The organism is Microbulbifer variabilis, assembly GCF_023716485.1.
In the GTDB taxonomy this organism is placed as follows: Bacteria; Pseudomonadota; Gammaproteobacteria; order Pseudomonadales; family Cellvibrionaceae; genus Microbulbifer; species Microbulbifer variabilis_B.
Map to the genome: position 1 here is coordinate 834,495 of NZ_CP092418.1, position 13,207 is coordinate 847,701.

A 13,207-nucleotide genomic window follows, 5' to 3' on the forward strand; every position below is an offset into this window, starting at 1 on the left:
ACTTATCTTGCGGTGCTGTCGAATTACCAGTTGTTGATACTTTAGGTGCGCTGATATGGCGTCGCAATGCGTTATACTGCGCGTTTTTCGCTGGTGGTAGTTAGCCATGACCCAAAAGTCCGTTGTCGCAGAAACGGTAGATTCCCTCTCCCTGGTGCAGGCGCACTTGGCGGAGCCGGTTGTGTCTCAGTACAGTGAGGAGGAGTTGCAAGCCTGGCGCGAGCGTATCAAGCGTCTGCTTAAAGAGCAGAATGCCGTGTTAGTGGCTCACTATTACACAGACCCATTAATCCAGGCTTTGGCCGAAGAGACTGGTGGCTGTGTATCCGACTCTCTGGAGATGGCCCGCTTTGGTGCCAAGCATAGCGCCGATACCCTGGTGGTGGCCGGTGTGAAGTTTATGGGCGAGACCGCCAAGATCCTGACGCCGAATAAGCGTGTGTTAATGCCCACCTTGGAGGCTACCTGCTCCCTGGATTTAGGCTGCCCCCCGGATGAGTTTTCCGAGTTCTGTGATCAGCATTCGGATCGCACGGTCGTTGTCTATGCCAATACCTCTGCGGCGGTGAAGGCGAGAGCGGACTGGGTGGTTACCTCCAGTATCGCCCTGGATGTAGTGGACCACTTGGATGCCAACGGTGAAAAAATTCTGTGGGCCCCTGATAAGCATCTCGGTGGTTATGTACAGCGTGAAACCGGTGCGGATGTTCTGCTTTGGGATGGCTCCTGTATTGTGCACGAGGAGTTCAAGGCGAAAGGTGTGGAGGACCTGAAGGCGCTCTACCCGGATGCCGTAGTGTTGGTGCACCCGGAATCCCCTGCCTCGGTGGTTGCACTAGCGGATGTGGTGGGTTCCACCTCGCAGATAATCAATGCAGCCAAGACCCGCCCAGAGAAGCGCTTTATCGTGGCGACCGACCAGGGGATCTTCTACAAGATGCAGCAGGAGTGCCCGGATAAAGAATTGATGGTTGCCCCCACTGCCGGAGCTGGCGCCACCTGCCGCAGCTGTGCGAACTGCCCTTGGATGGCGATGAACTCCCTGGAGAATTTGTGTGGGGTGTTGGAGCGCGGTGATAACGAGATCTTTGTAGATGCGGAGTTGGGCCGTAAGGCGATGATCCCGTTGCAGAGAATGCTGGATTTCCGCAAGGGTTAAAGGTGCCTAGCGGGCTCCAGTGCCAATAAAAAAGAGCGGCTAGAGGCCGCTCTTTTTGTTTGTGTTGTTAATGAGTGAGGTCAAAGCTCCTTGGCTTTTTCCTGCATCTTGATGACGTCTTTAAGGCGCTGTTTCAGGATGGCATTGGTTTGATAGTCGTCTTTGGTCATGCGAATGCCGTGGCGCAGGTGCTGCAGGGCCTTATCGAAAACACCGATCAAAATATAGTATTCGGCTCGTGCCTCGTGCACCCCGACGATATCCCCGGCCAAGCCATGGGTCTCGGCCAATAGGTACCATACGGCGGGGTCTTTCTTGCGCACCCGGCTGTATTTGGCCAGCATGCGCTCTGCCGCCAGATAGTTGCCCGCTTTAAAATGAGCGTTGGCGAGCCCCATCACCAGGGCGTGGTCGCCGGGGTTGCGGTCCAGTGCCTGCTGTAAGCGCTGGGTGGCGCCTGAATAATCTTGGCGTACCAGGTCAATATCGGCGCGCGCCAGGACAAAAGCAGCTTTGGAGGGCTCCTTATCGAGGAGCGGCTGCAGGGTGTCCAGAGCGGAATCCGGCCTTCCTGCGGCGATTTGTGCCAATGCCAGGCCGTAGCGGGCGGCATCTTCGTTGTCATGGATACCATTAAGCTCGGCTTGGAAGCGTTTAACGGCCTGCTGTGGGGTGGCTTCAGTGGCCAGGCGGATTCGCGCGCGCATCATATGGTAGTCGCGGCTATCGCTGGGTTCGACATCCTCCATGCGCTGGGAGCGCAGCTTGGCGTCGGCGATACGCTTCTCTGTTACCGGGTGGGTCAGCAGGAACTCTGGTGGACGGCGGTAATAGCGGGTGGCTTTGAGCATCTGCTCGAACATCTCACCGGCGGCATCTGGATCGCGGCCGGATCTTGCCAAGGTTTCGATGCCGACCCGATCGGCCTCCTGTTCATTCTTGCGGCTAAAGCGCAGCTGGCTGTCGAGCGCTGCAGCTTGAGTTGCGGTTATGGCGGCGAGGCCCGCTTCGCCACCGGCAGTGGCGGCGAGTACCAGGGCGCCGAGCATGCCGGCCAGGGTGGGTAGGGTGTTGTTGCGCTGGGCTTCCAGGGAGCGGGCGTAGTGGCGCTGGCTGAGGTGGCCCAGTTCGTGGGCGACCACCGAAGCAAACTGATCTTCGTTTTTCGCAAATAGGAAGAGGCCGGTGTGAATCCCCATAATGCCACCGGGTACCGCAAATGCGTTCATGGTTTCATTATTTACCACGACCACATCAATATTCTTGTCCTCCAGGGGGCTGTATTCTGCCAGGCCCTTAACGGTTTTTTCGACGTACTGCTGCAGCAGTGCATCGGAGGAGGTCTTAACCTGGCTACGAAATATACGCAGCCACATTTGGCCCAGTTCTTTCTCGCGCTGGGGGGATACCAGGCCGCTGGTGCTGTCTCCAAGTTCCGGCAGGCGGATTCCCTCAGAGTCAGCGGTGGCTGCAATGGGAGTGCTGCCGAGCAACAGGCCTAAGCCGAGTGCCTTTAGGGTGTTGCGCAATCGCAGTGAGAGAGGCGCTTTGTTTGATCGACGAGGCAGGCTTTTTTGGGGATCAGTCATTTTGATTACTGCTCGGTCTGTCCATGAAGGATCTATAGTCCAACTCTATACGCAACCCCGTTGAACTGTCGAGGGTTAGACAGGGTGGGGCGGTAAAGGTTCTGGCCGGCGCCAGCGGGAAGGTTAAAAAGGGTTAAGCATTGTCGGTAACTGGCGCAGATTACGCGTTATAATCCGCGGCTCTGTAAAGCTTGTGACCAAATAGCCAATGGCCGTGCCCCCTTCCAATACCGTTGATAAAAACCCTGTGCCGGACTGGCATGCGGCGGTAACGGTGGACGCCCGCCAGTTGCCCTGCCCCCAGCCTCTGCTGGCTATGCGCAGGGCCCTGCGCCAATACGAAGCGGGGACCCTGCTGTGTGTGATGGCCACCGATGAGGGTTCCTGGCGCGATTTTCACAGCTTTGCCGCACTGAGTGGCAGGCCCCTGCTACGCGCCGAGAGGCGTGATAATACCTTTCTATATTGGCTGTACGCTGGCAAATGAAGAATCAATCCCGAGAGTCTATGTTGTCGATTGTTAAAGGCTGGGTGAACCGCTACTTCAGTCAGGAAGAAGTGGTGTTGCTCGTGCTGCTGCTCACCGTAGCGCTGGTAGTACTGGCCACGCTAGGAGGTGTGCTGGCGCCTGTGCTTACGGCCCTGGTAATCGCCTTCCTGATGCAGGGCATGGTGCAAAAGTTGAAGTCCTGGCGGGTGCCCCATTGGCTCGCGGTAACACTTTCCTGCTTGGTGTTAGTGGGCACTATCGTGGGCCTGCTATTTGTGGTGCTACCGATTATTTGGCGCCAGCTGGTGCGCCTCGGTGCGGAGTTGCCGAATATGGTGCAGCGCGGCCAGGAGCTGTTGTTGCTACTGCCGGAGCGCTACCCGCGCCTGATTTCTGCGGCGCAGATCGACGAGGTTTTTAATACTCTCGGCAAAGAGCTGGGTGGCATGGGGCAGACCCTGCTGGCCTTTTCTCTCACCAACCTGCCCATTTTTGCCGGCCTGCTGATTTATGTGGTGGTGGTGCCGATCCTGGTATTTTTCTTCTTGAAGGACTCCGACCAGCTGATCCGCTGGTGTACCTCTTTCCTGCCAAAGCAGCGCCCCATGCTGCACCAGATCTGGCACGAGATGAACGACCAGGTGGCCAACTATGTGCGCGGCAAAGTGGTGGAGATCGGCATAGTGGCAGCGGTGAGCTACGCCGCCTTCCTGTTGCTGGGGGTCAATTACGCCCTGTTGCTGGCGGTGGCGGTGGGCCTGAGTGTATTGATTCCCTATATCGGCGCGGCGGTGGTGACCATCCCGGTGGCGGCCATTGGCCTGTTCCAGTGGGGTTGGAGCAATGAGTTTTTCTACCTGATTATGACCTACGGCATTATCCAGCTGCTCGATGGCAATGTATTGGTGCCACTGTTGTTCTCTGAGGCCGTCAATCTGCACCCGGTGGCAATTATCCTGGCGGTACTGTTTTTCGGCGGTATCTGGGGCTTCTGGGGCGTCTTCTTCGCTATTCCGTTGGCGACCCTGCTTAAGGCTATTATGAGTGCCTGGCCTACCAGCGAGCACCAGGCCGAGTGGGAGGCCAAGCGTATATCGGAGTAATACTAGCGGGCCCACAGGGGAGCCTCTGGGCCATTGTTGTTTCGCAACCTGGCCCGCCCTATAGAGCTTTAAGAGCGGGTCACACTCTGCGTTGCGACTTATTGAAACGTCTAGGCACTCCTGCGCAGCCGAGCCCTGCCTGTAACCGGCCTGAGAGCCAGAGGCATCAAGGAATTGTTCGGGGGCTCCTGCCAACTTCTTTTCTTTGTATCGACGCGGGCCATTGCTAGAATGCCGCGCTTTCTTTTATTTGCTCCTTCGAATAGGTGAGAGCCCATGAGCCTGGCTGACAAAGTTCTAGCGGTCAATAATGACCTGCCGATCCGTACCGACAAGCCTGTCCACAGCGGCAAGGTCCGTTCCGTTTACTGGCTGAGCGAAGAAGATGGCCGCCGCCTGATTGAGGAAAAAGGCTACCCGGTTTCCCCGGATACCCCTCTCGCGGTAATGGTGATTTCCGACCGCATTTCCGCATTCGACTGCATCTGGACCGGCGAAGGTGGCATGCGCGGCGTACCCGGCAAGGGCGCGGCATTGAACGCGATTTCCAACCACTGGTTCAAGCGGTTTAAAGAGCAGGGCCTGGCCGACAGCCATATTCTGGATATCCCGCATCCGCTGGTGTGGATCGTACAGAAGGCGCGCCCAGTGATGATCGAAGCCATCGCCCGCCAGTACATTACCGGCTCTATGTGGCGCTCTTACCAAAAGGGCGAGCGCGAGTTCTGCGGCATTGAAATTCCCGATGGCCTGCAGAAAGACCAGAAGCTGCCAGAATTGCTGATTACCCCCTCCAGCAAAGGTATTCTCAAGGGCATCCCCGGCGTGCCGGAAGCAGATGACGTCAATGTCACCCGCAAGAATATCGAAGACAATTTCGCGGCCTTCGGCTTTCGCAGCGCGGGCGATATCGACCTGTACGAGCAGTTGCTGAAAGAAGGTTTCGATTTGATTTCTACCGAGCTGGAAAAGCTCGACCAGGTCTTTGTCGATACCAAGTTTGAATTTGGCTATGTCACCGATGCCAATGGTGAAGAGAAGCTGATCTATATGGACGAAGTGGGTACCCCGGACTCCTCCCGTATCTGGGACGGCGAAGAGTACCGCGCGGGTAAAGTTGTGGAAAAATCCAAAGAGGGTTTCCGCCAAGCCCTGCTCAGCCACTTCCCGGACTCCGATATTCTTCTGAACAAAGACCGCATGGATGAGCGCCTGGCACTGGCTCGCGATAATGAGCTGCCAGAATCTATGCTGATGGATCTCTCTAATACTTATGTTGGTATTGCTGAGAAGATTATTGGTACGAAATTGGAGATATCCGATAATCCCAAAGCGGAATTGCTTGAAGTATTGCGTAAGGATTATGGTCTGGTCGACTGATATCAGATTGATTGAGAAAAAACCGGCGTTTACGCCGGTTTTTTTATGTCAGGAAATTTTATTCCTTATTGGTTCGATGGTCTTGGTGCAGATGTTCTCTTAAGAAAATGCATTAATATTAAATCTGTATTGACTGATCAGTGGAGATTTTGCCGTTGATCTTTTAGGTTTGTTATTTAAATCCCCCCCCCTCTCTCTCTCTCCGCCGATTTTTTAATTTTACCAATAATTTTGTTGTTGCTATTCAGATGGGTGAGAGATGGTTGTCGCTGTATAACTATTTCTGAAACGATATGGAGAATGTTTTGTAATAAAGTGTGATTTTCCCTTTTTGTCGATATGTTAGAGTGCTCTTCGCGACTGCTGAGTTTAAAACTTTATTTGTGCACTCTCTACCCTTACGGGTAAGGGGTGTTTTTCCGTATTTTGCTTATTTGAGAAAGGGATTTGCTGTGAATTTTAATGGGCCTCTTATCGTAAATCTGGGTTCTGGCTATAAGCAGCCGCTAAGAGAGGGAGAGCTTGAGTTTTTTCCCGAGCTTAAAGGTTGGAGAATCCTTAATTTTGATAAAAATGAATTTCCTGTTGCTCCATATGCTTATCAGTTTGGTGGTTGTAATAATCTAGAGTGGAGTTATGTTCAGAATGCTGATGTTATGAACAAAATCCCTTTGGGTGATTGTACGGTGGATGTTGTTCTTTCTGTAAGTCCCTATGGTTATTCTGTGTTAAGCAAGGAAGTCTATAGGGTATTGAAGCCAAGGGGTTTAATTCTAATTTTAGGAAATGGAAGTAATAAATATCTTGATAAGAAGCTGAAACAGGATAGCTTTAGGCAGTTAGAGCAATCGTGTAATTTGTATTGGTACGATATGGGGGTGAGTTGTCGTGGAGATTTTTTTAAGCAGTATGAAAATGTAGTCGAACGTGGTTTGGTGGAGCGTTGTAAGAGCTACCTAATGAGGCGCGGTTCGTATGATACCTCTGGGATGCATGAGACGGAACTTAATGTTTGCAAGGTCTATAGAAAAATGCATGTGGATTTTTAACTGAAATGGTTTGGTTGAGTTTGACCCGTGAATTGATGCATAAGAATTAATGAGTTGGCTTTTTATTTTGTTCTTATCGGAATTTTTTGGTTGTAGAAGGTTGTATTTGATATGTGTCTTGACTGGATATGATCATGCTTTAGGTCTTGGGGGAATTTGGCCTAGAAGTTCCATTAGCTATAAAAGTTATTTAGAGAGGGAGAGTGGGGATATCTGAGGGGGAGGCAATTCCCATATGCCACAATTCGCCATAATTCCTCCCTTTTCCCGCCCGCTTCCCTGCTGCCTTTCGCCCACTTCCCTCTGTTTAATGACATCAACATCCAATTTAAAAGTGGAGGGAAGTGAGTGAACAGGGTGATGTTGTTTGGGCAGCGGTTCCATAAAGACGATCTGATGTTGCCGACAGAGGAATATTACCGTCGCCGCCAGAAGAGCGGTGGTACCGGGCGCTGGTTGTTATTTATAGTGGTGGTATTGGCGGTGGTCATTGCGGCAATCGGGGCCGAGGTCAGTGCCCAGGCGCTTGTCTCTGAAAATGATACGGCTACCGCTGAACCGGTTACCCTGGATGATGTGCAGGCGGGGGATTTACTGTTTACCGGCGCAGAGCCGGGCCGTTATGTGCCCGCCGTGCACCTGCATAGCCGTGTCAAAATGGTGGTGCGCGGTCTGGTTGCGGAAGTGCAGTTGCAGCAGGCTTTTCAAAATACCAGCGATAGCTGGCAGGAGGCGGTTTACGCACTGCCATTGCCCGAACAGGCAGCGGTGGCTGGCCTCGAGATTCAATTGGGCGAGCGCCGTATTGTCGGCAAGGTGCGTGAACGCAAGCAGGCGGCAAAGATTTATAAGGCCGCGCGCGCGGCGGGTAAGCGCGCGGCACTCCTGGAGCAGCAGCGCCCCAACCTGTTTACCAACAAAGTAGCCAATATTGCACCGGGAGAAACGGTGCAGGTGAATATTCGCTACCTGCAGCCGGTGACCTATGACAGCGGCGTTTTTTCTTTGCGGCTGCCAACCACCCTGACTCCCCGTTATATCCCCGGTGAACCCATCCCCTCACAAGCCCTCGGTGGTACCGAGTTGGAACTGGCCACTCAGAGCAGTGGCTGGGCGCTGCCCACTGATCAGGTACCGGATGCCGAAGCGGTTACCCCGTTGATGCAGCCGGCGGCAGAGTTGGAAGCGGTGGGCAGTCACAATATTGCCATTGAGGTGGAGCTGGAGAGCGGCTTGCCGCTGGTGAAAATCGGCAGTCCTTATCACGATATTGCCATCGATGAAAAAGCCGGAGAGCGCTACTCGATTCGTCTGCGCAAGGGCAGGGCAAAAATGGATCGGGACTTTCTTTTAAATTGGCAGCCGGAGCCCTCGGCCATGCCGCGTGCGGCGCTGTTTAGTGAGCATGTTAGTGAGCGTGTCGCTGGGGTGCAGGCGGATGGCAGGGAAAGTGCAGATAAAAAATCCGGTACCTATTTGCAGCTAATGCTGCTGCCACCGGATGAGGGCACTCGCGCCCAGCGATTGCCACGGGAAGTGGTTTACGTGATCGATACCTCCGGTTCTATGGGCGGTAACTCTATCCGCCAGGCCAAGGAGAGTCTTACCCTGGCGCTCTCGCGTCTAGATGGTAATGACCGTTTTAATGTAATCGAATTTAATAACAGCCCCCGCGCATTTTTCCCACGCCCGCTGGCGGCGAGTGCGGAGAATATTCAGCGCGCGCGCCGGGAGGTGGAACGCTTAAATGCCGATGGCGGCACCGAGATGGCTGCTGCGCTACGTTTAGCGCTGGGCCAGCAGTTGCCCGATAACAATAACCTGGTGCACCAGGTGGTATTTATTACCGATGGTGCGGTGGGCAATGAACAGGCGCTGTTCGAGTTAATCCACCAACACCTGGGCGATGCGCGTTTATTTACGGTGGGCATTGGCTCGGCCCCTAACAGCCACTTTATGCGTAAAGCCGCCCAGTTTGGCCGCGGTTCTTTCGTCACCATCGGCGATCTTTCCGAGGTGCGCAGGCGCATGCAGACCTTATTCGCCAAGCTGGAAAACCCTATGGCCACCGATCTGCAGTTGAGCTGGCCCGAGGGTGTGGTGGCGGATGCCTATCCCAAACGAATCCCCGATCTCTATCGCGGCGAGCCGTTGCAGCTGGTGGCCAGGGTGGAAGGGGAGTCGCTGCAGGGGGATATTCAGTTGCATGGGCGCATGGCCGGTAAGCAGTTTGTGCGCAACCTGGCGCTGACGCTGGAGCAGGCTCCCAGTAGCAAGGGCATCGGCAGTTTGTGGGCGCGCAACAAAATGGAATCCCTGCGCGACCGCCAGACCCAGCTGGGTGAAGAGAGCGATGCGGGCCAGGCTATGCGTGCACAGATTTTACAGCTTGCCCTGGATCATCAGCTCGCCAGCCCCTACACCAGCTTTGTCGCGGTTGAAGAAGAGCTGGTGCGCAAGCCCGAAGAAAAGCTCTCCCAAAGTGCGCTCAGCAACATGGTGCCTAGAGGGCAGGTGTTGCAGCGCCAAGCCTACCCCAGTACGGCCACAGGCGTTTACGCTCAGCTGTTTGCTGCCCTGAGCCTGCTCAGCCTGGCAGCACTGTTGCGCCGCGGCCGCTCAATGCGCGCCAATATGATGGGGGCAATCCGCCGCCTGCTGCGCAAGGTGGTGCCGGATTTGCGCCGCTGTAACAGTGGGCTGGAGGTGCAGCTGGGGAGTACGCCGCAGTGATGCGCCTGCTGCTTTTTTCAGTGTGCCTGCTGGTGGGGTTGTGGCAGTTGGGCTCCGCCTCCTGGCTGCTGGCCAAGGCGCAGCTGGCTCAGTTGCTGATTGCCAGTGCCTGGGAGGAGCAGTTGCAGGGCGGGGTTCCGCAAAAGCCCTGGCCCTGGGCGGATACCCGGCCGGTGGCCAAGCTCAAGCTGCAGGGTCAGCGTCCATTTATAGTGCTGGCGGGAGGCAGTGGAGAATCCCTCGCCTTTGGTCCCGGCTTGCTTGATGGTTCCGGCAAGCCCGGTGATTTTCGCACCACGGTAATCGCTGCGCATCGGGATACGCACTTTGCCGGGCTGCAAACCCTGCGGCGCGGCAATGGCATTTACCTGCAGGGTGAAGACGGGCGCTGGCACACGTATCGGGTGACGGAGCTGCGCATCGTAAATAGTGAGCGCGAACGTCTGCCGGTTTTTGCCGAGCGCGGCCTGCTACTGGTGACCTGCTATCCCTTCGATGCTATGGCGGCGGGTGGTCCACTGCGCTACTTGGTCTACGCTGAATACCAATCTGGCGGGGAGCTGGTGCAGCTGTGACTGGCACCTTTATTTGAGACTCGATTTTGTAATTTGATTTCTCAAACTTTCCATAAAATATTCCGGTAAAACAGCAAAATGGCAAATAATTGTTTTGCCGTTTTGTTTTGTTTGTTACTAACCGTCCTATCTGGAAAATTTTTTGTAGTAATACTACAATCGCTTCCGCTAATAACCGGGAATGGGGCTTTGTCCGCCACGTTAGAGTGGGGCCCGGAACAGATAATTACAGTCAAACTAAGCATTCGCGGCACAGACTGGCGCCGCTTTTCCTCTCCGCCGCGATCGGGTGAAGATTCACACATTGCATTTCCGCCACCAACGGCGGTGAATTGGCGGAAGCCTGAAAAAAAGGAAGCATTTTTTCGCCTGCGCTGTAGTTTGCCCGCGTACCGATTTTTGAGAAATAGTCCGACTCGACGTCGCCTAATTCGCCGAGGAGCATTTGATGCACGAAGATACCGATAACCTCGAAACGCAGGAATGGCTGGATGCGCTGCAGGCGGTTATCCGCTACAGCGGCAAAGAGCGCGCCGCCTTCCTTCTAAAGCAGCTGTCTGATCGCGCTACCGATGTCGGTGTGCAGCTACCCGCGGCTATCACTACCCCTTACCGCAATACCATTCCGCCCAATGCGGAAAAGCGCATGCCCGGCGACCTATTTATGGAGCGCCGTATTCGCTCCCTGATTCGCTGGAATGCGTTGGCGATGGTGGTGCGTGCCAACCAGAATAACGACCACCTCGGCGGCCATATCTCCAGCTTCTCTTCTGCCGCCACACTCTACGATGTGGGCTTTAACTACTTTTTCCGCGGCAATGAAGGTGAAGAGCGCGGCGATCTGATTTTCTTCCAGGGCCACAGTGCGCCGGGTATTTATGCCCGTTCTTACTTGGAAGGACGCTTCGATGAGGAGCAGCTGGATAACTTCCGCCGCGAAGTGAACGGCAACGGTCTCTCCTCTTATCCGCACCCCTGGTTGATGCCGGATTACTGGCAGTTCCCCACAGTTTCCATGGGGCTGGGACCGATTCAGGCAATTTATCAAGCGCATATTATGCGCTACATGTCCGCCCGTGGTTTGTCGCCGCGCGGTGACCGCAAGGTGTGGGCTTTCCTCGGCGACGGCGAATGTGATGAGCCGGAAACTCTGGGCGCCATTTCCCTGGCCGGCCGTGAGCAACTGGAAAACCTGGTGTTCGTGGTTAACTGTAACCTGCAGCGCCTGGATGGCCCGGTGCGCGGTAACGGTAAAATTGTGCAGGAGCTGGAAGGTGTATTCCGCGGTGCCGGCTGGAATGTCGTTAAAGTACTCTGGGGCCGCCTGTGGGATCCGCTGCTGGAGAAAGACGACAAGGGGCTACTGCAGAAAGTCATGGACGAAGTGGTCGATGGCGAGATGCAGAACTTCAAGGCCAACGGCGGCGCCTATACCCGCGAACACTTCTTCGGTAAGTACCCGGAGCTGCTGGAGCTGGTCAAGGATATGTCCGACGATGAGATTATGAAGCTCAATCGCGGCGGCCACGACCCCTATAAAGTCTACGCAGCTTACGCGGCAGCCATGGCCCATAAAGGCCAGCCCACCGTGATCCTGGCGCAAACAGTTAAAGGCTACGGCCTGGGCTCCGCCGGTGAAGCGGCGATGGATACCCACTCCGTGAAGAAGCTGGATCTGGATTCCCTTAAGCGCTTCCGCGACCGTTTTGCCATCCCGCTCACCGATAAAGAGCTGGAAGAAGTCCCTTACTACCGTCCGTCTCCGGATAGCCCGGAAATGAAATATATGGCGGAGCGCCGTAAGACCCTGGGCGGCCCGGTTCCCCGTCGCCCGATTGAGTGCCCAAAACTGGAAGTGCCCGGTCTCGATGCTTTCAGCGCGCTGACCAAAGGCTCCGGCGAGCGCGAAATTTCCACCACCATGGCATTTGTGCGCGCTATCGCCGCACTGGTGAAAGACAAGAATATCGGCAAGAACATCGCGCCGATTGTGCCCGATGAAGCCCGTACCTTCGGTATGGAAGGCCTGTTCCGCCAGCTGGGTATCTACTCTTCTGAAGGGCAGCGTTATACCCCGGTGGATCACGGCCAGATCATGTATTACAAGGAAGATAAGAAAGGCCAGGTGCTGGAAGAGGGTATCAACGAAGCCGGTGCCATGTCTGCCTGGATGGCGTTGGCTACGGCCTATAGCAACCACGGCGTGCCGATGGTGCCTTTCTATATCTATTACTCCATGTTCGGCTTCCAGCGCGTGGGCGATCTGGCCTGGGCCGCTGGCGATATGCAGGCGCGCGGCTTCCTGATAGGCGCCACCGCCGGCCGTACTACTTTGAATGGTGAGGGCCTACAGCACCAGGATGGTCACAGCCATGTGCTGTCCTCCACTATCCCCAACTGCCGCAGCTACGATCCGGCCTACGGTTACGAGTTGGCTGTGGTTATGCAGCGGGGCCTCAAGGAGATGTACGAGGAGCAGAAGAATGTCTTCTATTACATCACCATCGAGAATGAAAATTACCTGCAACCGGAAATGCCCCAGGGCGTGGAAGAGGGCATTATTCGCGGCATTTACAAACTTCAGTCCAACGTCAAGAAAGGCGCCAAAGGCAAGACTGCCAAGAAGCATGTGCAGTTGATCGGTGGCGGTACAATTTTGCGTGAAGTGCTGGCAGCAGCGGATATCCTCGCCGACCAATTTGGCGTGACCTCCGATGTTTGGAGCCTCACCTCTGCTGTGGAAGCGGCCCGCGAAGGCCAGGATGTGGCGCGTTGGAATATGCTGCACCCAGAAGCCGAGTTGCGCAAAGCCTGGATCACCGAGCAGTTTGAGGGCAATACCTCACCGGTGATCGCTTCCACCGACTACATCCGTTCCTATGTGGAGCCCCTGCGTGAATTTATCGATGGGGACTTGACCACCCTGGGTACTGATGGTTTTGGCCGCAGTGACAGCCGCGAGCAGCTGCGTCGCTTCTTCGAGGTGGATCGCAACTATGTGGTGATTGCCGCTCTGAATGGGCTGGCGAAGCAGGGTGTGATTGATGCGAAAGAAGTGTCCGAAGCGATCGTGAAGCTCAATATCGACGCCGAAAAAGTTAACCCGCGCATCAGCTAAGAGAAGGCAGA

Annotated in this window: 10 protein-coding genes; 8 read left to right on the forward strand and 2 right to left on the reverse strand. The window is 55.1% G+C overall.

Annotation, left to right across the window (positions count from 1 at the left end; translation table 11 throughout):
• The first annotated feature begins 106 nt into the window (after positions 1-106).
• Complete coding sequence (gene nadA, locus MJO52_RS03835) at positions 107-1,159, forward strand: quinolinate synthase NadA (protein WP_252084632.1); 1,053 nt, start codon at positions 107-109, stop codon at positions 1,157-1,159.
• 80 nt (positions 1,160-1,239) lie between these two features.
• Here the strand turns inward: nadA and MJO52_RS03840 are convergent, their stop codons facing one another.
• Entirely contained in the window at positions 1,240-2,748 is a 1,509-nt protein-coding gene (locus MJO52_RS03840) for a M48 family metalloprotease (protein ID WP_252084633.1), read from the reverse strand.
• A gap of 208 nt (positions 2,749-2,956) precedes the next feature.
• Here MJO52_RS03840 and MJO52_RS03845 point away from each other — a divergent pair, with 208 nt between their 5' ends.
• From MJO52_RS03845 to MJO52_RS03870, 6 genes are all read left to right on the forward strand, one after another.
• Positions 2,957-3,235, forward strand: coding sequence for a sulfurtransferase TusA family protein (locus MJO52_RS03845; protein ID WP_252084634.1), 279 nt, complete (start codon positions 2,957-2,959; stop codon positions 3,233-3,235).
• Between the two features lie 20 nt (positions 3,236-3,255).
• Entirely contained in the window at positions 3,256-4,341 is a 1,086-nt protein-coding gene (locus MJO52_RS03850) for an AI-2E family transporter (RefSeq protein ID WP_252085962.1), read from the forward strand.
• Positions 4,342-4,617: 276 nt separating this feature from the next.
• A complete protein-coding gene (locus MJO52_RS03855; RefSeq protein ID WP_252084635.1) occupies positions 4,618-5,721 on the forward strand; it encodes a phosphoribosylaminoimidazolesuccinocarboxamide synthase in 1,104 nt (367 codons plus the stop codon).
• Positions 5,722-6,173: 452 nt separating this feature from the next.
• Positions 6,174-6,770, forward strand: a complete 597-nt coding sequence (locus tag MJO52_RS03860) for a hypothetical protein (RefSeq protein ID WP_252084636.1) — start codon at positions 6,174-6,176, stop codon at positions 6,768-6,770.
• Between the two features lie 348 nt (positions 6,771-7,118).
• Positions 7,119-9,503 (forward strand): marine proteobacterial sortase target protein, encoded by a 2,385-nt coding sequence (locus MJO52_RS03865; RefSeq protein ID WP_252084637.1) that lies wholly within the window; start codon positions 7,119-7,121, stop codon positions 9,501-9,503.
• Positions 9,503-10,078: a class GN sortase gene (locus MJO52_RS03870; protein WP_252085963.1), complete on the forward strand. Its 576-nt coding sequence runs from the start codon at positions 9,503-9,505 to the stop codon at positions 10,076-10,078. Before MJO52_RS03865 ends, MJO52_RS03870 begins: the two co-directional genes overlap by 1 nt.
• Positions 10,079-10,310: 232 nt before the next feature.
• Here MJO52_RS03870 and MJO52_RS03875 read toward each other — a convergent pair whose 3' ends face one another.
• Complete coding sequence (locus MJO52_RS03875) at positions 10,311-10,532, reverse strand: hypothetical protein (RefSeq protein ID WP_252084638.1); 222 nt, start codon at positions 10,530-10,532, stop codon at positions 10,311-10,313.
• On the opposite strand from MJO52_RS03875, the gene aceE reads away from it, so the two are divergent.
• Positions 10,527-13,196, forward strand: coding sequence for a pyruvate dehydrogenase (acetyl-transferring), homodimeric type (gene aceE / locus MJO52_RS03880; protein ID WP_252084639.1), 2,670 nt, complete (start codon positions 10,527-10,529; stop codon positions 13,194-13,196). The genes MJO52_RS03875 and aceE overlap by 6 nt on opposite strands.
• Positions 13,197-13,207 lie beyond the last annotated feature (11 nt).

Bases quoted from the DNA above. Each gene is read 5' to 3' on its own strand.
- MJO52_RS03870 (WP_252085963.1), top strand. From the start codon at position 9,503: ATGCGCCTGCTGCTTTTTTCAGTGTGCCTGCTGGTGGGGTTGTGGCAG.
- nadA (WP_252084632.1), top strand. From the start codon at position 107: ATGACCCAAAAGTCCGTTGTCGCAGAAACGGTAGATTCCCTCTCCCTG.
- MJO52_RS03850 (WP_252085962.1), top strand. From the start codon at position 3,256: ATGTTGTCGATTGTTAAAGGCTGGGTGAACCGCTACTTCAGTCAGGAA.
- MJO52_RS03845 (WP_252084634.1), top strand. From the start codon at position 2,957: ATGGCCGTGCCCCCTTCCAATACCGTTGATAAAAACCCTGTGCCGGAC.
- aceE (WP_252084639.1), top strand. From the start codon at position 10,527: ATGCACGAAGATACCGATAACCTCGAAACGCAGGAATGGCTGGATGCG.
- MJO52_RS03840 (WP_252084633.1), bottom strand. From the start codon at position 2,748: ATGACTGATCCCCAAAAAAGCCTGCCTCGTCGATCAAACAAAGCGCCT.
- MJO52_RS03855 (WP_252084635.1), top strand. From the start codon at position 4,618: ATGAGCCTGGCTGACAAAGTTCTAGCGGTCAATAATGACCTGCCGATC.